Origin of the sequence: Planococcus sp. SE5232, assembly GCF_050686535.1 — a bacterium.
Taxonomy (GTDB): Bacteria; Bacillota; Bacilli; order Bacillales_A; family Planococcaceae; genus Planococcus.
The window spans coordinates 973,139-1,000,003 of sequence record NZ_JBOGCP010000001.1 but is presented as its reverse complement, the minus strand read 5'-3'; the positions used below and the strand labels follow the sequence as shown (position 1 = coordinate 1,000,003).

General features: G+C 39.0%; 23 protein-coding genes and 1 pseudogene. 5 read left to right on the top strand and 19 right to left on the bottom strand.

Annotated elements, in window-relative coordinates:
* Window positions 1–80: 80 nt before the first annotated feature.
* A complete protein-coding gene (locus ACRC6Q_RS04660; RefSeq protein WP_431465927.1) occupies window positions 81–647 on the bottom strand; it encodes an NADPH-dependent FMN reductase in 567 nt (188 codons plus the stop codon).
* Window positions 648–659: 12 nt separating this feature from the next.
* The gene (locus tag ACRC6Q_RS04655) at window positions 660–1,718 is read right to left on the bottom strand and encodes an LLM class flavin-dependent oxidoreductase (protein WP_431465926.1); all 1,059 of its coding nucleotides are present in this window, start codon (window positions 1,716–1,718) and stop codon (window positions 660–662) included.
* A 315-nt stretch (window positions 1,719–2,033) separates the two neighbouring features.
* Between ACRC6Q_RS04655 and ACRC6Q_RS04650 the strand changes: the two genes are divergently transcribed.
* From ACRC6Q_RS04650 to ACRC6Q_RS04640, 3 genes are all read left to right on the top strand, one after another.
* A complete protein-coding gene (locus ACRC6Q_RS04650; RefSeq protein WP_431465925.1) occupies window positions 2,034–3,125 on the top strand; it encodes an S-layer homology domain-containing protein in 1,092 nt (363 codons plus the stop codon).
* Window positions 3,126–3,526: 401 nt separating this feature from the next.
* Complete coding sequence (locus ACRC6Q_RS04645) at window positions 3,527–4,627, top strand: ketopantoate reductase family protein (RefSeq protein ID WP_431465924.1); 1,101 nt, start codon at window positions 3,527–3,529, stop codon at window positions 4,625–4,627.
* Window positions 4,628–4,660: 33 nt separating this feature from the next.
* Window positions 4,661–5,533 (top strand): CPBP family intramembrane glutamic endopeptidase, encoded by an 873-nt coding sequence (locus ACRC6Q_RS04640; RefSeq protein WP_431465923.1) that lies wholly within the window; start codon window positions 4,661–4,663, stop codon window positions 5,531–5,533.
* Between the two features lie 109 nt (window positions 5,534–5,642).
* Here the strand turns inward: ACRC6Q_RS04640 and galE are convergent, their stop codons facing one another.
* Both galE and ACRC6Q_RS04630 read right to left on the bottom strand, forming a co-directional pair.
* Window positions 5,643–6,641 (bottom strand): UDP-glucose 4-epimerase GalE, encoded by a 999-nt coding sequence (gene galE, locus ACRC6Q_RS04635; RefSeq protein ID WP_431465922.1) that lies wholly within the window; start codon window positions 6,639–6,641, stop codon window positions 5,643–5,645.
* A gap of 327 nt (window positions 6,642–6,968) precedes the next feature.
* Window positions 6,969–9,110, bottom strand: coding sequence for a bifunctional diguanylate cyclase/phosphodiesterase (locus tag ACRC6Q_RS04630; RefSeq protein ID WP_431465921.1), 2,142 nt, complete (start codon window positions 9,108–9,110; stop codon window positions 6,969–6,971).
* 363 nt (window positions 9,111–9,473) lie between these two features.
* Between ACRC6Q_RS04630 and ACRC6Q_RS04625 the strand changes: the two genes are divergently transcribed.
* Window positions 9,474–10,574, top strand: coding sequence for an S-layer homology domain-containing protein (locus ACRC6Q_RS04625; RefSeq protein WP_431465920.1), 1,101 nt, complete (start codon window positions 9,474–9,476; stop codon window positions 10,572–10,574).
* Between the two features lie 104 nt (window positions 10,575–10,678).
* Here the strand turns inward: ACRC6Q_RS04625 and ACRC6Q_RS04620 are convergent, their stop codons facing one another.
* From ACRC6Q_RS04620 to ACRC6Q_RS04610, 3 genes and pseudogenes are all read right to left on the bottom strand, one after another.
* A complete protein-coding gene (locus ACRC6Q_RS04620) occupies window positions 10,679–10,828 on the bottom strand; it encodes a DUF7713 domain-containing protein (protein ID WP_431465919.1) in 150 nt (49 codons plus the stop codon).
* A complete protein-coding gene (locus ACRC6Q_RS04615; protein ID WP_431465918.1) occupies window positions 10,800–11,177 on the bottom strand; it encodes a DUF7686 domain-containing protein in 378 nt (125 codons plus the stop codon). The genes ACRC6Q_RS04620 and ACRC6Q_RS04615 overlap by 29 nt, the downstream gene beginning before the upstream one ends.
* A gap of 8 nt (window positions 11,178–11,185) precedes the next feature.
* A pseudogene (locus tag ACRC6Q_RS04610) lies at window positions 11,186–11,248 on the bottom strand (DUF7713 domain-containing protein); the annotation flags it as partial.
* Between the two features lie 301 nt (window positions 11,249–11,549).
* Between ACRC6Q_RS04610 and ACRC6Q_RS04605 the strand changes: the two are divergent.
* Window positions 11,550–12,149 carry a DsbA family oxidoreductase gene (locus ACRC6Q_RS04605; RefSeq protein WP_431466321.1) on the top strand — a complete coding sequence of 200 codons (600 nt, stop codon included), beginning with the start codon at window positions 11,550–11,552 and terminating at the stop codon, window positions 12,147–12,149.
* A 228-nt stretch (window positions 12,150–12,377) separates the two neighbouring features.
* Here the strand turns inward: ACRC6Q_RS04605 and ACRC6Q_RS04600 are convergent, their stop codons facing one another.
* The 12 genes from ACRC6Q_RS04600 to wecB all read right to left on the bottom strand — a co-directional run bounded on the left by ACRC6Q_RS04600 (window position 12,378) and on the right by wecB (window position 26,863).
* Window positions 12,378–12,668 carry a YrhK family protein gene (locus ACRC6Q_RS04600; RefSeq protein WP_431465917.1) on the bottom strand — a complete coding sequence of 97 codons (291 nt, stop codon included), beginning with the start codon at window positions 12,666–12,668 and terminating at the stop codon, window positions 12,378–12,380.
* A 681-nt stretch (window positions 12,669–13,349) separates the two neighbouring features.
* A complete protein-coding gene (locus ACRC6Q_RS04595) occupies window positions 13,350–14,768 on the bottom strand; it encodes an alanine/glycine:cation symporter family protein (protein WP_431465916.1) in 1,419 nt (472 codons plus the stop codon).
* Between the two features lie 230 nt (window positions 14,769–14,998).
* Window positions 14,999–15,259, bottom strand: coding sequence for a DUF7713 domain-containing protein (locus tag ACRC6Q_RS04590; protein ID WP_431465915.1), 261 nt, complete (start codon window positions 15,257–15,259; stop codon window positions 14,999–15,001).
* Between the two features lie 152 nt (window positions 15,260–15,411).
* Window positions 15,412–16,404 carry an acyltransferase family protein gene (locus ACRC6Q_RS04585; RefSeq protein WP_431465914.1) on the bottom strand — a complete coding sequence of 331 codons (993 nt, stop codon included), beginning with the start codon at window positions 16,402–16,404 and terminating at the stop codon, window positions 15,412–15,414.
* A 465-nt stretch (window positions 16,405–16,869) separates the two neighbouring features.
* On the bottom strand, window positions 16,870–18,294 hold the full coding sequence (locus tag ACRC6Q_RS04580) for a polysaccharide biosynthesis C-terminal domain-containing protein (RefSeq protein WP_431465913.1): 1,425 nt from the start codon (window positions 18,292–18,294) through the stop codon (window positions 16,870–16,872).
* A 41-nt stretch (window positions 18,295–18,335) separates the two neighbouring features.
* A complete protein-coding gene (locus ACRC6Q_RS04575) occupies window positions 18,336–19,562 on the bottom strand; it encodes a polysaccharide pyruvyl transferase family protein (protein WP_431465912.1) in 1,227 nt (408 codons plus the stop codon).
* Window positions 19,563–19,852: 290 nt separating this feature from the next.
* Window positions 19,853–21,088 (bottom strand): glycosyltransferase, encoded by a 1,236-nt coding sequence (locus ACRC6Q_RS04570; RefSeq protein WP_431465911.1) that lies wholly within the window; start codon window positions 21,086–21,088, stop codon window positions 19,853–19,855.
* A 10-nt stretch (window positions 21,089–21,098) separates the two neighbouring features.
* Window positions 21,099–22,343 carry a hypothetical protein gene (locus tag ACRC6Q_RS04565; protein ID WP_431465910.1) on the bottom strand — a complete coding sequence of 415 codons (1,245 nt, stop codon included), beginning with the start codon at window positions 22,341–22,343 and terminating at the stop codon, window positions 21,099–21,101.
* Between the two features lie 27 nt (window positions 22,344–22,370).
* Window positions 22,371–23,567: a glycosyltransferase gene (locus tag ACRC6Q_RS04560; RefSeq protein ID WP_431465909.1), complete on the bottom strand. Its 1,197-nt coding sequence runs from the start codon at window positions 23,565–23,567 to the stop codon at window positions 22,371–22,373.
* Window positions 23,564–24,679, bottom strand: a complete 1,116-nt coding sequence (locus tag ACRC6Q_RS04555; RefSeq protein WP_431465908.1) for a glycosyltransferase family 4 protein — start codon at window positions 24,677–24,679, stop codon at window positions 23,564–23,566. The genes ACRC6Q_RS04560 and ACRC6Q_RS04555 overlap by 4 nt, the downstream gene beginning before the upstream one ends.
* On the bottom strand, window positions 24,679–25,740 hold the full coding sequence (locus ACRC6Q_RS04550; RefSeq protein ID WP_431465907.1) for a glycosyltransferase: 1,062 nt from the start codon (window positions 25,738–25,740) through the stop codon (window positions 24,679–24,681). Before ACRC6Q_RS04550 ends, ACRC6Q_RS04555 begins: the two co-directional genes overlap by 1 nt.
* Window positions 25,724–26,863, bottom strand: coding sequence for a non-hydrolyzing UDP-N-acetylglucosamine 2-epimerase (gene wecB, locus ACRC6Q_RS04545; protein ID WP_431465906.1), 1,140 nt, complete (start codon window positions 26,861–26,863; stop codon window positions 25,724–25,726). The genes ACRC6Q_RS04550 and wecB overlap by 17 nt, the downstream gene beginning before the upstream one ends.
* Between the last annotated feature and the right edge of the window lie 2 nt (window positions 26,864–26,865).

The following is a 26,865-nucleotide window of genomic DNA, read 5'->3' as shown; positions in this document are numbered from 1 at the left end:
CGCAATAATACACCGCGAGGCAGAAAATAAAATCACAAAAAAAGAAGCCCCTGCATCCGCAGCGACTCCTCACAACTCTATTAAAAATCATACTCCGCTTCTTTTTCTGCACGAATCTTCGTGAAAGTTTCCGTCAACACCACCGTGTCTTCTGCCAGACGTTCCAGGCGGAACAGCACATCGTGATTGATGATTTCCTTATTGTGAAAATCCACTTCTTCAATGAACACAAAGGTTTGGACCATCTGTGCTTTCATGTACGCGAGGATCGGCTTCAACTGTGTATCCACCACCAAATAATGCTTGGCGGACCCTGCCGTCACCAGCATGCTGACGACTTTGTCGCGGAACGCATTGACCGGCAGCAGATCAAAGATATTCTTTAAGGCAGCCGGAATCGATGCCTGAAAAATCGGCGTGCCGATGACGATGGCATCCGCTTCCATGAGGGTTTTCGTCACGTAGCCCGTGTCGCCCGTGTAATCCAAGTAATTGCGGCCGTCGCTGAATTCCATCTGGTAATCAGCCAAATCGATCAAGGTCGTTTCCACTTCCGGATATTTTTCCGCCATTACCTTGAGCGTTGCGTCAACGGCGATTCTTGTTTTTGAACCGATTTGGGAACCGGATAAACCAACAATCTTCATTCCAATTCCTCCTTATTTCTTAGCTGTGTATTTTTTGATCGCCGGCAAAATTTCCGTACCGATCAACTCCAGGTTTTTCTTGATATTGTCCATCGGCATGCCGCCAAAGTCGATTTGGGCGATATAGCGCTGATGCCCGAACACTTCGTGCTGATGCAGAATTTTCTCGATGATCTGTTGAGGGCTGCCGATGTTCATGATGTTATGCGGATCCACGCCCTGCGCGAAAAGCTGCTTCGGAAACCCGCCGCCATTGGTGCGTTTCATACCTTCATTAATGTGAGGGTAAAGCTCTTTCAGTGCCTGTTGGGAATTCTCGGCCGCGTAGAAAAAGCCCGCGGTCGCGATCGGCAGCTCGTCAGGATCATGCCCACCTGCACGCGCTGCTTCACGGTAGCTGTCCACCGTCCGTTTAAACTGCGAAGTGGCGCCACCCAGATGAGCCATGAACATTGGCACACCCGCGTATCCTGCTTTCATCGCACTGGCAGGCGTACCGCCCACGGCCCGCCAAATCGGCATCGAGCCGTTGACCGGACGCGGAAGGACTTGCGCATTGCGCAGTGGTGCACGGAATTTCCCGCTCCAATTGACGATTTCATTGTCATTGATCAGACGCAGCAGCTCGAACTTCTCTTCAAATAACTCTTCGTAATTATGGAGATCGTACCCAAGCAACTCGAAAAGTCCGACCCGGGAAGCGCGCCCTGCCACAATTTCCGCGCGACCATCGGAAATCAAATCAAGCGTCGCGAAGTTTTCATAGACCCGAACAGGATCGGACGTGCTGATGATCGTAGAAGAACTGGCGATTTTAATCTTCTTCGTCGCCTGCGCGATCGCCGAAAGCACCACCGCGTGCGCTTGTGTCGCAAAGTATTCCTGATGGCTTTCGCCCACACTGAAAAAGTCAACACCTGCCTGCTCTGCCAGCACCGCGTAATCGATGATGTCATGAATCCGCTCCTGCACCGAAATCCGTTCGCCTGTCGCAGGATTCGGAAGATGATCGCCTAGTGTATAAATGCCAAACTCGATGCCGTTGTCTGGATTGATCCGATATTTTTCCATAAAGTAAATCCACCTTTCTCTTTCTCCCGCAGTTGCGGGAAGCGGAGAGCAAAAACCCCTACTCTCTGAAGTCTCTACTCCCAGTATAAGCAACTATATCCCCTATTATAAGTACGCACTTTAAAGTGGCATAGTATACAAAAAGATACTATAAAAACCCCAAAAAGGCATCTCTGGGGATCGAGATGAATTGTGTGGGAATTGTGTGGGTGCCTGGCACGCGCACAATTCCCACACAACTCTCAGAAGGTTTACACATTACATAAATGGGTATATCAGGAAACAGAGAGACAGTTTACGTGAAGGGGTGATGGGTTGAAAAAGTTAATGATGGGAATTGTAGTTTTTTTGCTTATCGGGGCAGCGGGGTCTCCCGCAGCTGCTGCAACAGATTTAACTAAGAGCCACGGCTTTTATGAGGAAATTACATACTTAATGGAACAAGAAATTTTGAACGGCTATCCCGATGGCACGGTCCTTCCGGATGCGATTGTGACACGCGGAGAAGCGGCGATCATGATCGGACACATGGAGGATCTGGATGGCACGCAGCGCGATACCCCATTTTCAGATGTGAAGAAAGGCCAAAAAGCGAGCGGCTTCATAGCGGAAGCTCAGGAAGCCGGTTACATCAACGGCTATCCCGATGGCACGTTCCGTCCGGACGCTCCGATTACGCGCGGCGATATGGCGATCATTTTAGCCCAGGTGTTCCCGACACCATTCTCAGTGACCGCTGACTTTACGGATGTGTCGCCGAACATGAAGGCTTATGAAGCGATTTCGGAAATCCTGTCAGTCAACATCACCATCGGTTATTCAGATCATACGTATAAGCCAACTGCGCATGTGACGCGCGGACAATTTTCCGCATTCCTGGCACGCGGGCTCGAACCCGAGTTCAAGAACGATGCACGGATTCCCCACTCGTACATGAAAGATAAGACGAAAACCTATACGTATAACACAGGTACGCACGGCATCGAAACGCATACCTACCAATATACAAAAAGTCCGGCTGATGAACCGATCGGCTTTAGCTGGGCACGCCATGTGCCGGCGATCAATGAAACTTACATCTATGGAGAAGTGGAAACCAGAAAAAATCTGATCCATGCGTATCCCGTGGTCGATCGATTCGACCCGCCGCTGCTCGCTTATCCGATTAAAGTCGGCACCACCCACAGCATCTATCCATCCGCTGAGGGCCAGCCGCTCACTCCAAGCGACGTCACGCATACCATCACAGCTGTTGGCGTAACGGTGGAAACGCCTTACCGTACCTTCACCAACGCCGTCGAAGTGACGGTGGAGTTTGGATATAAAGAATACTTTGTCGAAGGCTTTGCCAAGGTTAAAACCGTGAATGACAACGGAACGGTCTTTGAATTGATTGATGTGGAATGAATGAAGGGTACGCTTACCTATACCAACCTTTCCAGAACACCCGGCTCTTAAAAGCCGGGTGTTCTTTTGTTGCGCCGGTTTTCATCCGAAATTAGAACGTGCTTCACATGCTTGATGCATCGCGTTCGGCTTGCCGAATTTAACCCAAATTCCAAATCTGATCAACAACTCACGGAACGCAAAAATGATATAATGTATCAAATAAATACCACATGATCACTCTTCTCCCCTACATACTCAACCACGCTACCAGACTTCAACAAAAAAGGAGGTTGGTAACCTGTCTTGCAATCTTTCTGAAGAAGCCGACGGATACAAAAGGTGTCAGATTTCTAACGCACCCCTAAATGTTGGAAGAACTCCCTAGCTTCTTCAGCATCAACGTCAAAGGAGAGAGAATCATGAAGAAGAAAATTTTGATTTATGGGGTAGGGCCATTTGGGAGTTTGTTTGCCGAACGCCTTGCAGAAGCTGGCCACTCTGTTTTCCTGCTCGATCATGGTGAACGGCAGCAGGAGCTGAAAACCTATGGGGTTGTCATTGAAAACACGGAAACTGGAAAACAAACGGTTACTCGCCTTCCCGTTGTCGACCGCTTGTCAGAAGATGATTTCTACGATTTGGCCATTGTGCCGATGCGCAAAAATCGGGTTGCTGACATTTTGCCCGTACTCGCGACCAACAAAAAGATTCCAACCTACCTATTCATGATGAACAACGCGGCAGGACAGCAGGCATTCATCGACGCCGTCGGCAAAGAGCGGGTGATGGCCGGTTTTCCGCTTCCCGGCGGCTTCAAACAAGGACGAGTCATGTACATGATGCCGGTGGAAGAAACGAAACCGGTGGCGCTGCCGATGGGTGAAGCGGATGGCCGTGTAACGGCCAGAACCCACGACGTGGCAGGAGTGCTGAATTCGATGCGCGGCTACCGGGCGGAAATCCGCAAAGATATGGACGATTGGCTGAAGACACATGTAGCCCTGCTCGTTCCAACACTGGCACCAGCTGTTTACGCATGCAACACTGATCAGCAACATTTCGCCGCCACACGGGACGCCCACGTGCTGATAAAGCGCGCACTTCATGAAGCGCTGCAGGCAACCCGAAATGCGGGCATACGCATTACACCTCCAGCTCTCAGCGCCATCGACCGGATTCCAGAACCGGTTTTTGTGCGGCTGCTTTCCAAATTCGCCAGGACTCCCACATTTGAAAATGTCCTGGGGCATCTAAACACGGCAGTGGATGAAATCGAGCATTTGACTGATGAATTCTATGCCATGATCCAATCTGGTGACACGTCGACGCCGACCATCGACCAACTGATGCCTTATAACTACGGACGAAAAGAACCCTTGCCTTTCGGCGCGAAAGAAATTCCGCTTCGGTGGGGAGGAATGATCGGTCCCGCTATCGCAATTGCAGCAATTGCAGCCGCCGCTGCCTTCGTGAAGAGGATGAAAAAGCAACAGCAACACAATCGCCCGGGGCAGTGCTAAACCGCACGACTTCATCGACTGAAGGGGATGGAGATGGACAGCGTAACGAAAAAAACCATCATTTACTACAGTGGCGCCATTCTGTTTTCATGGAGTTTCTGGATTGGAACTATTGTTTATTCCCAACTGACAGGTGTGGACATTTTGTACAATGAAGGCTTTTATGACGTGTTGACAACAGGTGCGGGAAACCTGCAGCAATTGCTCGTATTCATTCTCTTCACCGCGGCCGCCTATGGTCCGCTGTTCGGGGTAGTTGTTGTCGCGATGCTGGTGAAAAACCATACAGAAGACATCACTGGGCAACCTAAAGAAAAGATCCACCAACCAAAAGTCAGCCGTTGGGCGTTGTTCATTTTTCTCTACCCCATCGTCCTGTTTTCAGCCGCGCTCTTGGTGACGTGGATTGCCACAGGATTCAGTGCAACTTTCACTTGGCCGACACTCCCTTTGTGGTTTATCCCTGTCTTCTTTTTGTTTCAGTGCCTGACCAGCGGAGTCGAGGAATTCGGGTGGCGGGGCTATTTGCAGCCCCTGCTGCAAACCCGTATGACAGCTGAAAAAGCCTGTTTCCGTGTCGGCCTGTTGTGGAGTATTTGGCATTACCCCATAATTGTGTACATGAATATTCCGCAAGGAACTTTCGTGATCCTGCTGACGCTTTTTGGTTTCACCATGCTGACCATTCCGCAGGCATACGTCATCGGCTGGCTTTACAACAGCACCCGAAATGTCTGGCTGTGCGTTGTCCTTCATGCCTGGGCCAATACGGCATCCGCCTATTTGCTCGCTGCTTCACCGGCGCCGATGCTGACGCCGATCGCTGTGGCAATCGGCGCATGGCTGGTGGCCAATTATTTGGTGAAGAAATACGGCAAGGAAACCTTGAGTACGCAAACAGGCTGATGGAATAAAAGAAATTGCATCTAAAACAAAAAAGCATCAGCTCCATTCACCCAGGAGCCTGATGCTTTTCCGCTGTCCTCTTCCATACTCAAGTGTAAATCGCCCACTCTCACCCCTCAAAATTCTTTTCGAATCTCCAGGCATCCTGACACATCGCCAGAACGTCGCGTTTGGCGGTCCAATCCAATTCCCGCTTGGCTTTCGACACATCTGCGTAGCATAGCGCAATGTCTCCCGGCCTCCGTTCGATCACCTCATAAGGGATCTCAATGCCACTTGCTTCTTCAAAGGCTTTCACCAACTCCATCACACTCGTCCCTTTGCCCGTCCCCAAATTATAGACATGAGCGCCTGCCGAGAGATTTTCCAAGGCCGCGATGTGGCCATCAGCCAAGTCCATCACGTGAATATAATCACGCACCCCTGTACCGTCCACAGTCGAGTAGTCATTGCCGAAGATTTTCAATTCCTTCAGTTTCCCTTTTGCCACTTGCGTAATATAAGGCATGAGATTGGATGGCGTCCCGTTAGGAGCTTCCCCGATCATTCCTCTCTCGTGCGCTCCCACCGGATTAAAGTACCGCAGGATGGAGACAGAGAAATTCGGATTGTTTTTCGCAACATCCGTCAAAATCCGCTCACTCATCGCTTTCGTCTCTCCATATGGATTCGTCGTCACCAACCGATCCATCGTTTCCATAAATGGCACCGAATCGGGATCCCCATACACCGTCGCCGATGAGCTGAAGACGAACTTTTTCACATCGTGGCTGAGGCAGGCGCGAACAAGCACCAGGGTACTGACCACGTTGTTGTAATAATAGTCGAGTTGCCTTTGGATGGATTCCCCCACCGCCTTAAGCCCAGCAAAATGAATGATGGCATCAATCTTATGCTGAATAAAAATCGCTTCAACAGCTTGCGCATCCGTTACATCAACCTCGTAAAGCGTCACATCTTTGCCTGTAATCCGCCGAATGCTCTCAATCGTCTCGCGTTTGCTGTTGCAGAAATTATCAGCAATGATGACCGTATGTCCGGCTTCAAGCAAAGCAATGGAAGTATGAGAACCGATATAGCCGGCTCCGCCTGTTACCAGTATATCCATCAAGTTTTCACTCCTTCTTAAGGTTTGTAATTCTATCGAATGCCACCATCCGTTCTTTTTTCGCTTCAATGGACAATCCAAATGGCAGTTCTCAAAACAACTGTCACTGGCAAATTAAATTTGTTTAACTCTGCTTAGTAGAGTTTACCATTTTCCACTCCAATAAGTTTACTATGTTTTCTGATCATTCATGTTAACGTCAATAAAGTCTAAACGCTCCAGTTAACCTAAATAAAAGGAGCACCCAGGAATCTTGTGAATTCCTGGATGCTCCCTTCCCCTACATTCTCTCCTGCTTAACTTCCGATCCCTGCTTGCACAATCCGCTTATGATTTAGTGACTGACCATACATCTTGACGCTTTTTAGAATCCGTACCCAGCTCATGCAATTCTGCCGGCAAGGGGCGGCTGAAATAATATCCTTGTCCGCTGTCGCAATTCTCGCTTTTCAAAAAGTCCAATTGAGTATCGTCTTCAATGCCTTCGGCAACTACACTCATATTTAATTTGTGGGCCAAAGAAATGATGGTGGAGGTAATGGCTTTCCGGTTGTAATCTTTGCTGATGTCGTTGATGAAGCTGCGGTCGATTTTGACCCGGTCAAACGAAAACTGCCGCAAATAGCTGAGCGAGGTATAGCCGGTACCGAAATCATCGATGGAAATCGAGACGCCCAGTTTCTTTAAATTCCGCAGGCTTTCCTGTAATTTCACCGTGTCTTCCAAAAGAATGCCTTCCGTCACTTCGAGTTCCAGCCATTCTGCAGCAAGGCCGGTTTCTTCCAGAACTTCCTTGACCGCATCTACAAAATTAGGATGCTGCAGTTGGATGGTTGAGATGTTCACACAAATTTTAAAAGGCAGTATGCCCTGTTCTTGCCAAGCCTTGTTTTGAGAACAGGCTTTTTGGAGTACCCATTTGCCGATGGGAACGATCTGTCCACTTTCTTCAGAAATCGGAATGAAATGGTCAGGCGGCACCACACCCAGCACAGGATGGTTCCAGCGGATCAACGCTTCCATCCCATTTATTTCTTCCGTTTTTAAATCGTTTATCGGCTGATAATGAAGGAACAGTTCATCGTTGATGATCGCTTCCTTCAAATCCTTTTCGATCGTCAGCTTATAGACCGTTTTTTGATCCAGTTCTTTCGTATAGACCGTGTAATTATTTTTGCCGAGTTTCTTCGTGTAATACATGGCCGTATCGGCTTTTTTGATCAGCCCGTCCACGCTGTCCTCTTCACCATCGCTGAAAGCAATGCCGATGCTGGCAGACACTGCAATGGAATGGCCCATGACATCGAACGGCTGAGACAAGACGTTATTGAGTCTTTTGGCGAGCAACACCGCCTCTTCTTCATTGGCGCTTGGCAATAAAATCACAAATTCGTCGCCCGCAAATCGACCGACCGTATCTGTAACCCGTATATTTTCCGTTAATCGGTTTGATACGATCTTCAAGAATTCATCACCCAAATGGTGTCCAAGCGAGTCATTGATAAACTTAAAGCGATCCAGATCCACAAACAGCACAGCCGGCCGATGTCCCTGCTCTTTCGAACGATTTAATGCCTCTACCAATCGATCTTCGAATAATTTACGATTAGGCAGTTTGGTCAGCGAATCAAAGAAAACAAGTTCTTCCATTTGCTTCCGATGTTCGATTTTTTCTGTAATGTCTTTGGCGATCCCGTAAACTCCTATTATTTCACCACCGGAATGCATGCCGAACTTGGTGATTTCGACGGTTCTGCGTTGACCATCTTTCCGGATAATGATGATTTCATGACTGTTCGTCCCCCCTTGGGCCGCTTCGCCAAAATAGTCTACTGCAATCTGCAAATCTTCAGGCGCAATAAGAGGAGCAAATGAGCGATTCACCAGTTCTTCTTTTCGGAACCCGGTCAGCTGCTCGCATCCTGGATTGGCATCCAGAAAATTCCCAGCTAAATCAAAACTGAAAATAGCATCCGGATTGTTCTGGAAAAGAGATCTGAACCGTTCCTCACTTTCTTTCAGCAACAAGCTGGAAGTGACTTCTGCCGTTACATCGAAGACTGTGCCATATAAAATCATCTTTCCCTCCACCAAGAAATGGGTCGATTGGATTTCGATGTGAATCAATTCTCCGTCTTTTTTGTTCAGTCTCACCCGGTAGCGGTTGGTCACCTCTTGGTTTGTCATTCTTTTTTGGATGTTCTGTTCCACCATCGGCAAATCTTCCGGATGAATCAGTTCTTTGATCGTTACTTCTCCGCTTATGAGTTCTTCTTCCGTATAACCGCTCAATTCGCGGAAATGGCGATTCACATAAGAAAATCCCTCTCCTTTTAACACATACATGCTGACAGATGCATTCTGCACCATCACTTCAAACATCTGCTTATAGAAAATCGCTTCTGTTTGGAACTCTTCATTTTTCAGAAGGCTTTTATCTTCAACATCCATCTTTTCTACCTTGCTCATTACCCTTGCCTCCCAAGACTGCTTCACTACCAAATTAGCTGCATCATTTTGATACTAGCCTGAACCTTTATCATATCAAATTAAGTTAATTTTATACAGGCAATGGTTAAAAAAGTATTAAATAATAGTCGATTTATCAGTAAATAAGTACCATACAACTTTAACTATCAAACAAATGAGCTAGTCTCTTGCTCGTAGAAATTTGAATCATACTGTCCATAGGGATAGAGCTTTATTCCCTGAAGAGATTCGACGAATTCAACGGCTCCCTGTTTTTCACTACCTGAGTCGGGTATAGCAAGAAAAATGGGGAATTAGTTGCGGCTTGGTACGCAACTAAAATACAATGCGAGGAGTGGGAGTTTGAAAAAATCCATCGTACTAGCAGCAGTGCTTCTGTCACTCGGTTTTTTGGCGAATCCTGCAGCAGGGGCTGACGATTTATCGGAATCTCACAGGTTTTATGAAGAAATCAGCTATTTGATGGATCGGGGTTTTGTGACGGGCTATCCCGATGGCACCGTCCGTCCTGATACGGAAGTGACGCGCGCGGAAGCCGCAATCATGATTGGACGTGTCAAAGATTTTGACGGGACGCAGCGAGATACACGTTTCTCAGACGTCTCTTCAAATCAGCAAGCGAGCGGCTATATTGCAGCCGCTGCGGAAGCCGGATTAATCAGCGGTTATCCGGACGGGACGTACCGCCCGTATGAATCCATCACCAGAGGCGACATGGCGATTATTTTGTCACGCTTGTTCATTACACCGTTCAGCGTGGACATCAGTTTCTCGGATGTCTCATCGAATATGGAAGCGTATGAGCCGATTCGAAGAATGCTGGCGGCCAATATCGCGATCGGTTATCCGAATAACACGTTTCGTCCAAATGAGGACATCACACGCGCTCAATTTTCGGCATTTTTAGCACGCGGGCTTGAACCGGTATTTAAAAATGACGCGACGATTGAGGATTCTTATTTGAGAGATAAAACAAAAACCTATGTATACTCCACCGATACTGGCGACGGCGAAGCACACATCCACCGGCACACCTATAATTATGTGCCGTCACGCAATGGTTTTCCGATGGGTTACATTTGGAGCATTTATGAAGAGGATGGAACGCTGCTGAATGACATACTGGAAAACGAAACCCGGGAAGAATACACAATCGGCTACCCACGATCAGAATACTATATTCACTTAGCATATCCAGCGGAAGTCGGTCAAACCTGGTATATCGATACGCCGTATGCGCCGCAGCACACCATCACCGATGTCGGCGTAACGGTTGAAACCGAGTACCAGACGTTCACAAACGCTGTGGAAGTGACAGTCGAAGCCGATCCGGACGAATTTCAGACGAACGGTTACTCCTACTACATGGTGCCAGGATTTGGCGAAGTGAAATCCGTGGAGGTAGATGGCACGGTTACGAAGGAATTGATCGACGTCGAATAGTGTACACAGAAGAAAGCTGATTGCTCTTTTGCAATCAGCTTTTTTAAGGAGGTTAGCCACTAGTTATGTCTCTTTACACACCCAATAAATACATGAACGCAATTTCACTTGGAATCCGGCTCCCACTCGATCTCTTCATGCAGATCCATCATCTCAAGTTTGAACTGAAATCCTTCATAAGCCATCAGCATTTTGCCGATTTCTTCCCAAGTATATGATTTTCCGTCAACCACCAGCAAAGGCACGTCTTCCATCCAGAGGATTCCATTCAACCCTTCCAGCCAGCCGGTTGTTCTTGATCGAATTATACGATTGGCCATTGGGAAACGTTCGCTTGTCCACATACTTTTCAGCTATTCCCCGTTCAGTTTTCGCAATCAGCTCCAAAAGCAGTCTCCCTTGGTCACAATATAAATCTCTCTGCAGCTTAAAGTGATATCTCTCGGGTTTCAGTTCTTCCGCTTCCATGAAAATACCGATTGGATCCAGGCGTTTACGCAATTGAAAATGATGAACTTCTCCCAACCCATCACGAATGGCGACCCCTTCCGGATAACTGATTGCTGCAATCCCAACTGCTTTGCCATCCGTCCGTTGTAACATTCCAGGCAGAGAGTTTCCTCACCAAAGTGGACAAATACCTCATTTTGTTGACAATCCTGACATTTTGACACCACAGCCACCTCTTTCAATTATTCGACTCTCCTAACAATAAAAGAAGAAGCCGGTTCTGCCAATTGCATAAAGATGTAAAAAAAGAAAGAATCCTATCCAGTTATGGATTTCCAGATTTTCCATACAATATCTTTGGATAACTGCAACGGCATCTCATACAGGGATACCCTGTTAGGCTTCCTTAATTGAAATTACGTGTAAAAACCCCGCGTTTCTTATATTCTTATAGTTAACTACTAGATGGGAGGGATAACCATGCAAATTGAAATGTGGACCGACTTTGCTTGACCGTTTTGCTATATTGGCAAACGGCGTCTGGAAGACGCCATTCAGAAGATTGATCATCCAATTGAAGTAACGTATAGAAGTTTCGAACTGGACCCGACGATGGAGCGCAACGTAAAAGAGAATATGTATGAGAAGTTAGCCAATAAATATGGCATGAGCCTCGAACAAGCGAGAGCAAATACGCAAAACATAGTACAAATGGCGAGCGAGATCGGATTGGATTACCAAATGGATACACTGATTTTGACGAACACATTTGACGCCCATCGCTTAACCTTGTTTGCGAAAGAACATAGGTTGATGAAAGAGATGACTGAACGGATCCTGCGTGCCTACTTCACTGAATCCAAGCACATCGGTGATCACGAAACCTTGACGGAATTGGCAGCAGAAGTGGGTTTGGACAGAGAAGTAGTCAGACAAATGCTTGCAAGCGATGAAATGGCGGATGCCGTTCGCGCGGATGAGCAGGAAGCCCGCCGGATAGGAGTCAACGGTGTCCCGTTCTACCTGATTAACAAGAAATATGCACTCACCGGCGCGCAGCCGACCGAACTGTTCGTCCAGGCATTGAACCAAGTGATTGCAGAGGAGGAAGAAATTGCCGATTAAGCACGGCTTTCTCCAGAAGTCTTAACTGACTTTTCCTGCGTTACACAGAAGTATTTTGTAGAACAATTCGCTGTTTCAGACATCAGCTGAAGCTGCCCTAACAATAGTTGATAAAGAGAAAAGCCATTTCAGCAGACCCGCAAGTCCGCTGAAATGGCTTTTCAACATCCAGCTTTACTTCTTATAGCCCGAAACCGGATGCATCTTTCCATTCTCAAACCTCACCCTTCAAATACTCGTTTCGTCAAAATTTGTCTGCTTTACTTCATGCTCCACCCGAATGTTTTCTCTAATGCTGCAGACGGCGCGGCTGGCTAAGATTAAACTGCCGAGTAGATACAGCATATTGCCATAGAATTCAACTGCGTTGAGAAAATTGAGCAAGCTGCCGAACACAAAGAATATTCCAATGAGCAAGTCATTGATCGTCCTTGTGAGTTTGCACTGCTTCGTAAAAATCACCCTCGAGGCTCCTGTTGTAATTTCGAGATAGTCTCCCTTGTCTTTTATGCTCGGCATAGGTCATCCTCCTTAATATCCTACTGGCAAGCTACATGAGTTCAATGGCTCCAAGGATTTCAGCACCGGAAGATTGAAGTTAGTTTCTCCATACATAACCGATTCTCCTTCTTTTAAATCCCCTTTTACACAAATAAAATAAAAGTAAAATTCATGGCAATAAATGCAACGGTTTTTCCTTATATCGGCGGCCTGCAAGGACGTCTCCACCCTCTATTTATGGTTCCCTGAAAATGGACAATTCCACGTAATTCCGATTCCTGCATAAAAAATAAACAACCAATCCCATGATTTTTGTATCCTCAGGATTGGTTGTTCTTTCATAAGCAATTGTCGGGTAATGTCAAAATCATTTAGAATAGGGGGTTAACCACTGTGTGCGGAACAGTTATGACTATTTAGCACTTCCCATAAACATGACAAAGCCGCACATCGAAACCGTCGGGGTTCCTCGATGTGGCATTTATGGCATCCAACATTTGTGTATAAACTGAATTGTGTGGGACACAGGGACGCGGCTTTTTTATTTCTCCTAATAAATACATATTTATTTTTGGTAAATTGTTTATGTGCTTGGCACCCACAAAATGTAATCATTCCCTCCTCTCCGAAGGGCAATCCAGCAAAAAAGCCTCGAACTCCCCTTTTCGGGAATTCAAGGCTTTTGACGCGGAACTTATGTTACGAATCGTAACCCGCGCTTGCTGCTTTTTTCTCTTTGTTTCGTTTTTTCTCTTTTTGGTCTTTTATGTAATACTGATCCGATGTGAAAAACTCGGTGGTCAAGGCTTTCACTTTTTTGCTCAACAGCAAGATGGCGATGACGTTTGGAATCAGGATAGCTGCCAGCATGATATCGAGGAATCCCCAGATCACTTCTGCTGCTCCGACCGCGCCCAGAACAACCGCAAGGATATACACCACTTGCATGCCATAAGACGCTTTCGTGCCAAACAGGAACTCAGCCTGTTTGGCGCCGTAGAAAATAACCACCAAAATCGTGGAGAGGACAAAGAAAATCAGTGAAATGGTCACGAGAACTGCACCGAATTGGCCGAAATAAGATTCAAATGCCAGGCTCGTCAAAGCAGAGGAATTTTCCATTGCCCCATCTTCCGTCCAAACACCCGAAGACAAAATAACAAAAGCGGTTGCCGTGCAGACAATCAGCGTATCGACAACCACGCCAATGACTGCCCAGAACCCCTGTCGAACAGGATGATCTGTCATGGCAGCTGCATGGGCAATCGGGGCCGTACCCAGTCCAGCTTCATTTGAATAAAGACCGCGGGCAAATCCCCACCGGATCACTTCCACAATCGCTGCCCCGGCAAAACCGCCCATAACAGGTGCAGGCGAAAAGGCATTGCTGAAAATCAGCATAAAGAATTCGGGCACGGCACTGATATTCATCAACAAAATCACAATCGCGCCACCGACGTAAATCAATGCCATAAAGGGAACGAAAATTTCTGTGACCTTACCGATTCGCTTGATGCCACCGAAAACAACAATGGATACAAGGAAAGCGGTCGCAATCCCCGTCCACAACAACGGAATGTTGAACGTCGCTTCTACGGTAGTCGCGATGGAATTCCCTTGGACCATGATGCTCGGGATCAACTCAATCATCAAGGCAAATGAAAACCAAATGCCCAGCCACTTCATGTTCAAGCCTTTAGTCATATAATACATGGGACCTCCGACAAACTCGCCCAGGCTATTTTTCTCGCGGTACTCCACCGCGAGTACACTTTCAGCGAATTTGAGCGCCATGCCGATCAGCGCAATGACCCACATCCAAAAAATCGCTCCCGGCCCACCGAACATAATCGCCGCCGGCACACCGACAATGTTCGCTGCTCCGATGGTGGAAGACAAAGCAGACGTCAGCGCCTGAAACGGAGTGACCGTCCCTTCCCCTTTCGGTTTTTTAAATACGCTGCCGAACGTCTGTCCGACAATATAGCAAAAATAACGGAATTGAAAAAATCCAAGTTTTACGGTCATATAAAGACCCGATACCAGCAGCATGGTGATGAGCGGAATCCCCCATAACCAAGCTGAAAAATCAGCAACCCCCTGCAAAAAACGTTCCACCTGCGTTCCCCCTATGCTATCTCAAGATATCAATTAGTTCCCTAGTTCCACCAATTTCAAACGGAATTCAAGAAACTTTTTATATTAATATAGGAGGGATTTTCACCTAGGACTGCTTCCAGAATCGCACATCGGGTAAACCATTTAGAATAGTACGATAACGAACCTGTGAAAAGTGGAGGTTTCTGTCTTTATCTGCTCATTAACCGGAAATTGAGCAGGTGCCCTCTCTATTCCCACTCGATCGCCTCATACGGATCCACCATATTAAGCTTCACTTGAAACCCTTCAAAAGCCATCAGCATCTTGCCGATTTCTTCCCAAGTATACGAGTTGCCGTCAACCATCAGCAACGGTACATCTTCGTCTGCCGGATTCCATTCAACTCTTCCAGCCAGCCGGTTATTCTTGATTGAATCATACGATTGGCCATTGGGGAACGTTCCCCGTTCCGCTTTCGCAACTACCCAAATGGTCTCTGTGTTCGACACAGATCTGATTATTTAGCACTCCCTATAAACATGACAAAGCCGCATCTTGAAACCCTTAAGGTTCCTCGATGCGGCATTTTGGGCATGCATTTGTTTTGCATAGATGGAATTGTCTCTGACACGGGGGCGCAAATTTATCTAATCTATAAAAATTATCTAACACCGATTAGACCATTGGTAAATTTACTCACATTGAATTTGTCATCCAAATATTTATATAAGTATATTAAAATTAAAGTAATTACAATAACGATGAATGGTCTTAATAATGTAAGTAACCACAAATTATAAATATTGAAAATAAAAGCTATTAAACCAGCTGCTGGCATATGCAATAAATAAATTGAAAATGATTCTTTTCCTAAAATTAAAAAATTTTTATTATATACAAATGAAAAATTAGCAAGCCCAAAAATTAGAGCAATTGAAATTGGTTGAATAACTAAAGAAGATATACCCCAATATCCTGAAGATAGATTAAAGGTTTTTATAATAATTAACAATAATATATATATCACTAAGAAAAAGTATTTATATTTACTGCATATTTCTGCGACTTTCATAAGCAAGTTATTACTTGCAATAAATAATCCTAAGCAGAAGTACCAAGCAAAGTTAAATGGATTTAGAAACGGATTGATTTCATTGAAGAAACCCATAGCGGTTAGTAAAATACTTAAACATGATAACATCAAAATACTTAGTACAAATATATTGTTTTTAGAAGTAAAGAAAAAAACTAAGTAAAAGACAACTAAAAGTGTAAGATAATACAAATAACTACCATTACCTGAGAGAAAATTTAGCAATCCTTCGATCGTAACTTCGCTTTTTCTTAAAGTCACATATAGATAAACCATCGTGCCCGTTAAAATCCACGGAATAAAAATTGTGTTTAACTTCTTTTTAAAAAAAGCATCTATTGAATATTTATTCTTATAAAATAAATATCCCGATATTATAAAGAAAATTCCTACTCCGATACTCCCAAATTGATTTAATATCCAAGAAAAAACAATGTTTAACTCGTATGTATTAGCGCTTACGTAACCCGAGTGCGCAGAAACAATACTAAGTACAGCAAATGCTTTTAGAGCTGTTAAATAATTCCTTTCATCTAATTGGCTTAAATAAATCTTACTCATATAAGTTTCTCCTTAGATTGTATTTACTTTGTTTCACATATAAATCAAGCATCAATTAAAGGAGATGTGCTTGTTTACACTGAAAAGCCTCTGTTAATATCGTTATAAATATATCCTTTGTATTAAAATCCCATTTTCACATTTAATGCCTTTACTGCACCTTAGTTTATTTTGATAATAATACATTCCGTAATTTGAAGCGCAAATTATGATCATCGAATTTTTTGATAAAACATAGTGAATAAAGAAATTGAAGAAGCACTACAGTATTAAAAAAATAGGAATGAAATCAAAGCAATTTCACCACGTATTTAGTACATTAAGCGATGTTACATAAGGTATTTACTATTAGATGCTTTTGATATAAATAGTCTCTTTACACTATTCATATTCTTATGTGGGTGGTACTGTTTGTGTTCGAAGCGAATCTAAGATATGAGTTAGATTATATACTCCAAGATTTGATCATTTCGTAAAGTACCTTTTAAGAAAAAGTTTGTTAAGTATAATTCTAGCTGGTTCGCTAATAAATTTTAAACCCACTAAAATTATTACGCTTAGCATTATTAAGTTTAATAATAAACTAATAATAAATGTTAATGGAAGGTATCCTATTATAATTTGAATAAAAAGTAGGACAATTGAGAAAACAATGCGAATCGACGGATATTCAATTACAACATATTTTTTTGTGTCAAATATTCTATAAATCCACATTACAAGAAAGCCTATCATAGTTGAGATGGAAGCACCATACAAGCCAATTTGGGGTATGAGTATAAGATTTAAAAGGACATTTACTATTCCCCCTACCAAAGAAGAATAAAATGCACCTTTAGTTTTTTTCATCGCTACATAATTTGTTCCTATAAAACTAGCAAAACTAGAGAAAACTACAGCCATAATTAAAATAGGAATATATTTCCATGCTTCGTAATAACTGGAGTCAACGATTATACTTATCACTTGCTTATTAAAAGATATATAAATCGATGCAATAGTTACCATAACAAAGAAAAAGGTTGCAAAAACTTTTGAGTAAAATTCTTCTTTTCCATCATTTTCTGATTCTTCAATGGCGGATATTTGCCACGCATTAAAGAAAACGGAGCTCATACTTGATACTAACATTGGAATTTTACTTGCAATAGCATACAAGCCACTCGAACTTAATCCTAAGTAATAAGCAATTAAATATCTATCCGAAATATTAATAACCCACCACATTATATTGTTTGGAACTAATGGCAAACAATATAATATCATAGATATAATTAATTTCTTATTTAAGTATTTCATATTTACGAAGAGATAGGCTTTAGATTTTACTAGTAAAAACAAAAAATTTATAAAATATGCTAATATTAAGGACAGCAGATATCCTTCGATACCTAAATCCCAAAAAACTAAAAAGGTTATATTAAATATGGCAAGACTTGCAGTTAAAATTAAATCACTCACCATAAATACACTAGTAAGATTTATAGATCTTGTAAACTGTTTAACAGCTCCTTGTAAAGCTTGTACTATATATAAAATATAAAAGTATCCTAAAAAATTGTTAATAAACTCAATCTGGCTTAATAAAGGATATAGTAGAAGCAGCAATACGAAACTACATAAAATAATAAGTAAAGAATTACTGATCACTTCATTATATCTATTTGGCTTTTTTTCAAGACTAAACCTTACAATTGCTTCTACTATTGTTAAAGTTAATAAGGGTATTATTAGTGATAGTGTTACCGTAATAAGTTCAATTTGTCCGTATTCTGCTTGAGTCAATTCATGAGTGTAAAGCGGTAACATCAATATGCCTATAAATTTAGAACCGAAATTTCCGATAGCAAAAATTGCTGAGTTATTAACTAATTTTTTATATTTACTCATAATATTATTCCCGCATCCCCTTATATGCATGTGTAAACATATTAAAAAGTTTCCTTATTCACGACATCTCTAAGCTTTTTGTTTGTAACTTCCATGTCTATAAAAGTTTTAGGGTTAATACTCAAAGAGTACAGGTTTTTATAAAAAACACTATCTTTTTCATATATTTCTTTTATATTGAAAAGATATTTTTCAGAATCAGTAACTTTTGCAAAACCAGTTAATTTATCTTGCCAAATAACCCCAATATAAGGTAATAAACAAATTTGGGCAAATATTAAGGAGTGCATTCTTCCTCCCATTAAAAAATTGAGTTGTCCGTACAGTTCAACAATATCATCGAATTTATTAACTTTAATGATAGCGGCATTTATATCAGACTCCAAGCTTAACTTACTATATACTTCTTCGACAGATTGATAATCAGCAGTTTCCGTAGAAAAAAGAAGAAACTCTTTTTTAATATTCTTCGGTATGTGCTTTTCAAAATTAATAATAAATTTTAAAATATCTTTTACATATAACTGATATTCTTCCAAAGAAGGAAAACAATGTTCTCCTAATATACAAACCCCTACTTTATAAACACTAGTATTATCTAAAAGTTGTATTCTTTCTTCACTTTTGAAAATTTCGAGGGAAAAAACTGGATCAACCGTTTGCAATATTTTTTTATTCGGAGAAATTTCATTACAAACATCAACTGAAAGAGAATCTCTAACAGATATTTTTTTTGCGTAATTTAATGCTTTTCCAAATGTCCTTTTATTAAATTCGTAATTTATTGGCCCAGCTCCTATAAATGATACAATAAGAGGCTTATTGTATTTTTTTGCAAGTTTAGAGTAGGTATGAAAAATAGTGGACCAATTTGGAATAGCCAACTCTTTACTAATGTCCATAACCATATTTCCACCTGCCAAGATCAATACATCAGCTGATTTTAAATCAACAGAAAAGACCTTCCATTTTTTAAAGAAGTGTATGTTTAAATAATAATTAACTTTTTCTACTTTTAACGGTCCTATACTTCTATTTAACGACCTTCTTATTTTCCCTAATTTATTTCTAAAAAAATTAGTTATTAATATAGTTTCATTAAACGTGGTTTCTTCAATATTATTTCCTATTTTTGAAGTAGTTGGAAAATCATATTTTATTATTTCATATCCATTTTTTTTAACTAGATTTTCAATAGCAAGGCTTAAAGCTAAATCTCCTAAATTACTACTATTAAAGAAACTTACAACTACCGCTTTTTTTTTCATGCTAATCTCCTTAATACTTGCATATTTAATATTGCTAAAAATCTTTAATTCAATATGATACATAATTTTCGATATTATTTAAATAAGCTAAATTGGATACTTAACAATACTAAAATGATGATATTTTATTCAGACTTAAATACCTGTTAATCGGGTAAATTAAATAAACCTTAGAATAGTAAATAATCAATCTTAATTAATTTCACTTAAAAGTATTCTAATGAACACTTATATAATTTAGATTACTATTCAATCTAAAATTACATAAAATGAAGATTAATAACTTTACTTTAATATATTTTAGTACACAACAAATCAATTTCATTAGCCATGTCTTTGAAGTTATGATATTTGATAGTTTGATTATAGTTATTTTCGATAATTTTATAACTTACTTCTTCATTTTCCATTAACTGAAGAATTTTTTTAGATAAGTCTTTGTAATCGTGATTTTTAAAGGTCAAACAATTAAAATTATCCTTAGCAAATTCCCTGGTTTGTTTAAAATCTGTTAATATTATAGGAACCCTGGCAACACCTGCTTCATATAATGGTCGAGACTGGTGAGCTGAGGTGGCAGGAAAAACTAATATGTCTGAAGACCGAATATAATCTTCTGGGTTAACAACAGTAGGAATAAATATAATTTTTTCCCATAAATCATTCTTATCGATTAATTTCATTAATTTGGCTTCATAATCCATATTCAAAATATATCTTAGTTTATGTTTTAGTGAGTTATAATCTTTAATTTTTCTTACTTCTTTACAACCATCAAACTTTAAGAATATCAATTTTACGTTTTGATCCTTTAGTTCAATTAATGCTTTTAAGATAATATGCGCTCCTTTTAGCCGATTAGCTCCTCCCAAGTATATTAATTTTTTATCTACAGAATCTGTATCATCAAGGATTTCAAATAACTTGAGCTTTTTAGTTAACTCATTATCAATAGATACTTTTACTTTATCAGTGATTAATTGTGCATGCCCTGCTATCGGCCCAGTTTCTTCAATGTCATTATTGGAAATAAAAGCAACGGCATTAAAATGGTTTCGAATGCACTTCTTTATATATCTTGTTCTAATTCCGAACGTTCCTTTTGCATACGTCTCTCTATGGAAACATACGGTCTTAATTCCAAGTTTTTTCACTAGTTTACCCATCCAACAAAGCGTCATAGAATTAAAAGCAACTATATCTGGATTTGAATTTTTTATTACTTCTTCTAATTCATGCCAGCCATTTTTTCTGATTAGATTTATTATATTTATTAAATTATGTCTGTTAATTATAGGTTTATCATTTCCACTGTAATGCGAAATTATTGTTGGATTAGTTTTTGCTTTAAAAACTTTAATGTTTTTTTCTTCTAGAAGATTACACATATCTGGTGGGAGAAAAGGACAATATACTTCTAATTTATATTTTTCGGGCATTAAACCAAAAGATTCTACTATATGTAAGAGACTTACTCCCCCTCCACCCAAATATCCAGTATGATTAACTATTAAAACTTTTTTCATTTAAAAACTCCTAAACACTTCTTTTATTGACTAAGCCTAAAAAAACAAATAAATATATTAACTCGTTGTATATTAATAATTGGGTGTTAATTGAAATCATTATAGCAATCAACAACCCTATAGAAACTATCAAACCTTGCTTGAATTTTTGAAATAAATTAAAAAATGAATATATATATATAAATGTAAATATAGGACCAAAAATAACTAATAACGCACCAATAGTACTTGTATTATGTGTTGTTATACTAGCCATATTTTGAACTGACTCACTTATTCCACCAGTTATTCCTTTTCCGAAAAAAGGACTTTGCATCCAAACAGAAAGATTTCCTAAAACCGCTCCTGTTCTCCCCTGAAAAGAAGATTCTTTCATAAATAATTTATCACTTGACTGGGAGAACATATATGAGAATACATCATTTGTAAGGAAAAAGATGAGTAGAATACATATAACTGTGCTAATTATGTAGAATAACTTTTTCTTACTTTCTATTAGTTTTTCTTTTGATAAAGATTTATTTTTTGATATGAAAAACAATAAAATTATGAGTGTTCCAACTATGTAGCCTGGAGGAGAAAATGTGGTGATCGTTGTAATATAAATTACGGAGACATTAAAAAAACTAATCTTATTCTTTTTATAAAATAGCTCGAATATTAAAGCTAGATTTAAAAAAACTTGATATAAACCTGGTTCACCAAAAATTCCAAAATTACGGTAATAATTGATATCATTTATTAATACACTAAAACGAGCATCGACGAACACAAGATTGTTAGGATTCAACACAATAGGAAATATAGAATTAGGCATATTAAATGTTATAGGTCTAAAAAAATAATTAGCAAGTAGAGAATAGATAGCTAGAAAAATTATTATTTTCACATATTTATCCGCAAATTCTTCAAGAGTAAAAATATGGACTGAAAAATAACCAATTATTAACCCTAAAATCACTACTCCGTTACCACCAGTGTAATCAGAATTGAATAACATTGTTATTAATATAATTGTAACTAATACTATAAAAATTACAGTGACTTTAACATCTATTTTACATTTAAGTACTACAATTTTATAGATAAATAATAAGCCAGTTGTTATTGTAACAATGTAAATGGGCAACAATAAACTAGTATTTACAGATGCATAAAAAGTGGAATGATTAAAATAAACAAGAAAAGCAATAATTAAAACAGTTATCCATGAGTAACTAACTTTTAATTTTTTTTTGAAATTTATATTCAGCATTTAGTATCTCCTAATATTGTATCTTGACTACTTAACGGCACTAATAATTTTATCAACTTGGACTTCCCAATTCTTATTATCTAGAATAAATTTTCTAGCATTACTAGAAATTTCAATAAGGTCACTTTTATCTTTGGAAAGAATTATATCTATTTCCTTAGCAATATTGTCCGGTTTCATATCATTAAACACATACATATGCTTTAAATAGGATGATGATAGACTATTTACCTTAGAGCTTAAAACTGGGGTGCCACTAACTAAATACTCAACGATTTTAGATGGAAACGCCACTTTAGCGACGGGATGTTCAGGGTCTAAAGTACTAATTAACAAAGAGGATGTATGTTGTAATTTCATAATTTCTGAGTTTGAAACTCTACCCATATAATTAATCTTAGGATTTTTTATACTTGCTTCTCGAACATAATCAGTTAGTGGCCCATCTCCATAAATATCTAGGATAAATTTGTTGTTTTTAACTAATTTGGCAGCTTCTATTAAGTTTTGAATTCCATTATACTCGGTTAATAAACCACTGAACATTACTCTTAATTTTTCGTTTTCTGAATCTAACCATTGACCGCCACAAGGAATTAAAGGTGTTTCATCTAAATCAAAACCTCCATCAATCACAACGTATTGTGAAGTTGGCGAAAATTTTCGAGCTGCACTTTCATTTAAAACTGCTAACAGATCAAACTTTTTAATATTTTTCTTAGTACTCTCAGACTCAATTTTTGCAGCTATACCTTTAATATTCTTAAACTTTACAACCCCATCAATTGGTAAATCTGCTACAAGGCATATAGTTTTTACTTTACTATACTTTGTTGCCCATAAAATCGGAAGGGAAATATGAGGAAATGCATTATAGCATATTATCATCTTCTCTTCGCCATTATTTTCTTTCATCCAATTTTTAATGTACTTATAAGTGTTAATAATTTTTGAATACTGTTTTAGTAAAAATATATTAATAAATGGTACTTTTCTTGAATAAATATTTTCAGCTAGTTCTATTATTTCATTTTTTATAATAATTTTACTCTCAGTTGGAAAAGATGCAATAGGATAACTAGTTATTATTGATAAATCATCTTGATATTTCTTATATAAAGCTTTAATGATTCCCATTTGCATCTTATTCCCCGCTACTGAAATCCCCCGATGTTTGTTTGCATCTTCATTTTTTAAAACACTTCCAATAAATAAAACTTTCATTTATTGTTCACTCCTAATAATGCATTAAATATAGTTATATGTTTATTAACCATCTTCTGGATTGTATATTCTCTAATTTTCTCTAAATTATTTTTAGCAATTTTTTCTCTTAGTACATTATCATTAAGAACTTTCTTAATTAGCCTATTCATCTCTATAGTATTATCCACAGGGACTATATAACCGTTTATTTCTTCTTCAATTAATTCCACACCTGCTACACATTTATCTGTAGTTATTATAGGTAATCCAGCAGCCATGGCTTCATTGATTACAAGTCCCCAAATATCTCCTCTTGTGGGTAATACAAAGAGATCACTCAACATATAATATTCTTTTAATTCGTGCTTATTTTTAAATCCATGAAAATGAACATTAGTTAATTCTAATTTTTTTTTCATTTCCGTATAATCTTGTGTTGCTTCGCCACCAATAACATAAAGGCCGTAATTATCTGGCATTCCTTTAAAAGATTTCAATAATACATCTATTCCCTTGCTTGGTATAAAACGTCCAACAGACAAAATCACTTTCTCTTCTTTAATATTCAACTGATCTTTCAATATATTTTTATCCGATATATTAATTGGCTTTTCCAAGATATCTTCTGTATGCAATGAAGTAAAAGGATATCTAACAATCTTTTCAATATTGACACCGTATTTCATATAATACTCGTCATGAGATTTAGCAGTGCTAAAATAAAATGTAGCTCCTTTCAATACTTTTGTTTTAAAAGCTATTTTAAACTTATTCTCATATTTACTCATCCCTCCATCACTAACAATTGAGAAAGATATATTTTTCATGCGCATAAAATGGGTAGTGATAATACCCGTAAGTGTAAAGGGATTAGATACAATAATATGATCAAACATTTCATTCTTTATATACTTCAATTGTTCTAAGCTTAAAGCTTTATCACTTCCCATACTAATATTTTTTAATATTACACCAGTAAATTTGTGAAAATGGAAATTAGCCCAGCTTGTGTCCCTTTCGCTAGAAGTACTTTTTTCGAATAAAACTGTTAATTCACACTGAGATCCTAATTCATTAAAAAAATCGACTCTATATGGCGAAGGAATATTTGTTAACCATAGTATTTTCATTATACTTCTCCTATTTCTTGTTTGATAACTTTAATCACTTCTTGCCAGCTATTAATGGTTTTTTCAACTTTTTTTTCAACTTCTATTTTTTTTATTTCTGAGTTTAACACTTTCTCCATTAATATCGCTAATTCTTTCGGGCTAAACGGATTAAAAAAATAAGCGTTCTCGTAATTACCAAGAACTTCTCTTGCATATGGACAGTCTGCTGCAAGTATTATTGATCCTATCTCTCTGGCTTCAATTAAAGGAAGACCAACAGTCTCAATATACGACGGAAACACTAAGGTAGTTCTACTATAATATTCCATAACATCTTTTTGCTCAATTTTACCTATGAAAGAAATATTTTTTTCTGTTTTTTCTTGATCGATGGTTAGAATAATTTCGTGTTCTCTTATACCTTTTTGTTTTAATTCATTATTTGCCTTATATATACATTCATGATTTTTATACAAAATCTCTTGTGCAGGATAGAAAAAAGTAGTATTACTATACGATAATCCAAATTTGCTCTCAGCTTTGTTTACTTGTGGTGGCATAAAAGACAATATTTTCCTTGGATTTATATTAGTTTTTCTAATTATTCTTTCTCTCATCCAAATAGTTTGCACAATTATCTTGTCGGCTTTTTTTATAGATTTTATTATCATTCTTCCTATAATATGTTGATACACTGCAAGAATTCTCTCTTCTGGTTTTAAAAACGAGAATTTTTTTTCATCCTGAAATGGTATCGATTGATGCACGTACAATACTTGTGGACAATCCACGCCAAAAAAAATAGTATTTTGAAGAGAAAAAACTATATCAGGTTTTAATTTTGAAACTAATTTTTTTCCTGTAAAACAATCAAATGTTAATCTTCTAATCCATGTTTTTTTAACATCTTTTAGTATAATAACTTTTATATTTTTTGTTTCTTCAATATAGTTATCATTTAAAAGGAATATCCATTCGATTTCTTTGTCAGATTCTAATCTTATATAATCATAAAAACTATGTAATATGGATAAGGCTCCACTTGTGCTAGCAGCAATATTATTAACGACTATTTTCATTTTTTCTCCAGACAATTCTATTAATATAATCCGTATACGATAAGAGTATTCTTAAAACTTTCTCTGAAACGTTTGAAATAGAATAATCTTTAATATTTTTTAAAGTATCCCTCTTCTGAGTTTCTAAAACTATCAATCCTTGTAAAATCCTCACTTTTTCTAGCCCAGTCATAATTACGTATGCCTCTTCCATAGCCTCTGGCCGCTCATGGGCCTGTCTAATATTTAAAGCTTTAAAACCAAGAATAGAAGACTCTTCACTTATTGTTCCACTATCACTCAAAACCGCTTTAGCTTTCATTTGCAGTTTGACATAATCATTAAACCCTAAAGGTTTCATAGTCTTGATTAGCGAATTGAATTTTATACTTTTAGCATCAATCATTTTCTGTGTTCTAGGATGAGTGCTAATAATTATTGGCAAACCATATTGATCTGCAATCGCATTTAGACTTTCACATAAATCTATAAAGTTTGTCTCAGAACTAATATTTTCTTCTCGATGAGCCGATACTACAAAATATTTATCTTCTTCAAGATTTAATTTCTCGACTATATTTGAGTTCTCAATATCTTCTTTTCTTGAATTAAGAACTTCAAACATCGGACTCCCTGTTTTTATAATGCGATCTGCCGGCAATCCTTCTCTCAAAAGATATTCTCTGGCAATATCACTGTAGGTTAGGTTTATATCAGCAGTATGATCTACGATTTTACGATTCGTTTCTTCTGGTACTCGCTGATCGAAACATCTGTTTCCTGCTTCCATATGGAAAATAGGAATTTGTCTTCTTTTAGCAGCAATTGCACATAAGCAGCTGTTTGTGTCTCCAAGTACAAGAAGTGCTTCCGGTTTAACTTCTTCCAGAATAGGATCAATTTTCACAAGAATATTTCCGATTGTTTCAACAGCTGTACCATTCGCTGCATTTAAGAAATAATCTGGTTTTCTCAAGTTAAAGTCTTCAAAGAAAACTTCATTTAATTCATAATCATAGTTTTGACCTGTATGTACCAATATATGATCAATTGCATTAGATTCCTCTAACTTATTTATGACTGCTGAAAGTCTGATAATTTCGGGTCTTGTTCCCACTACAGTCATCACTTTTAACTTTTTCATTT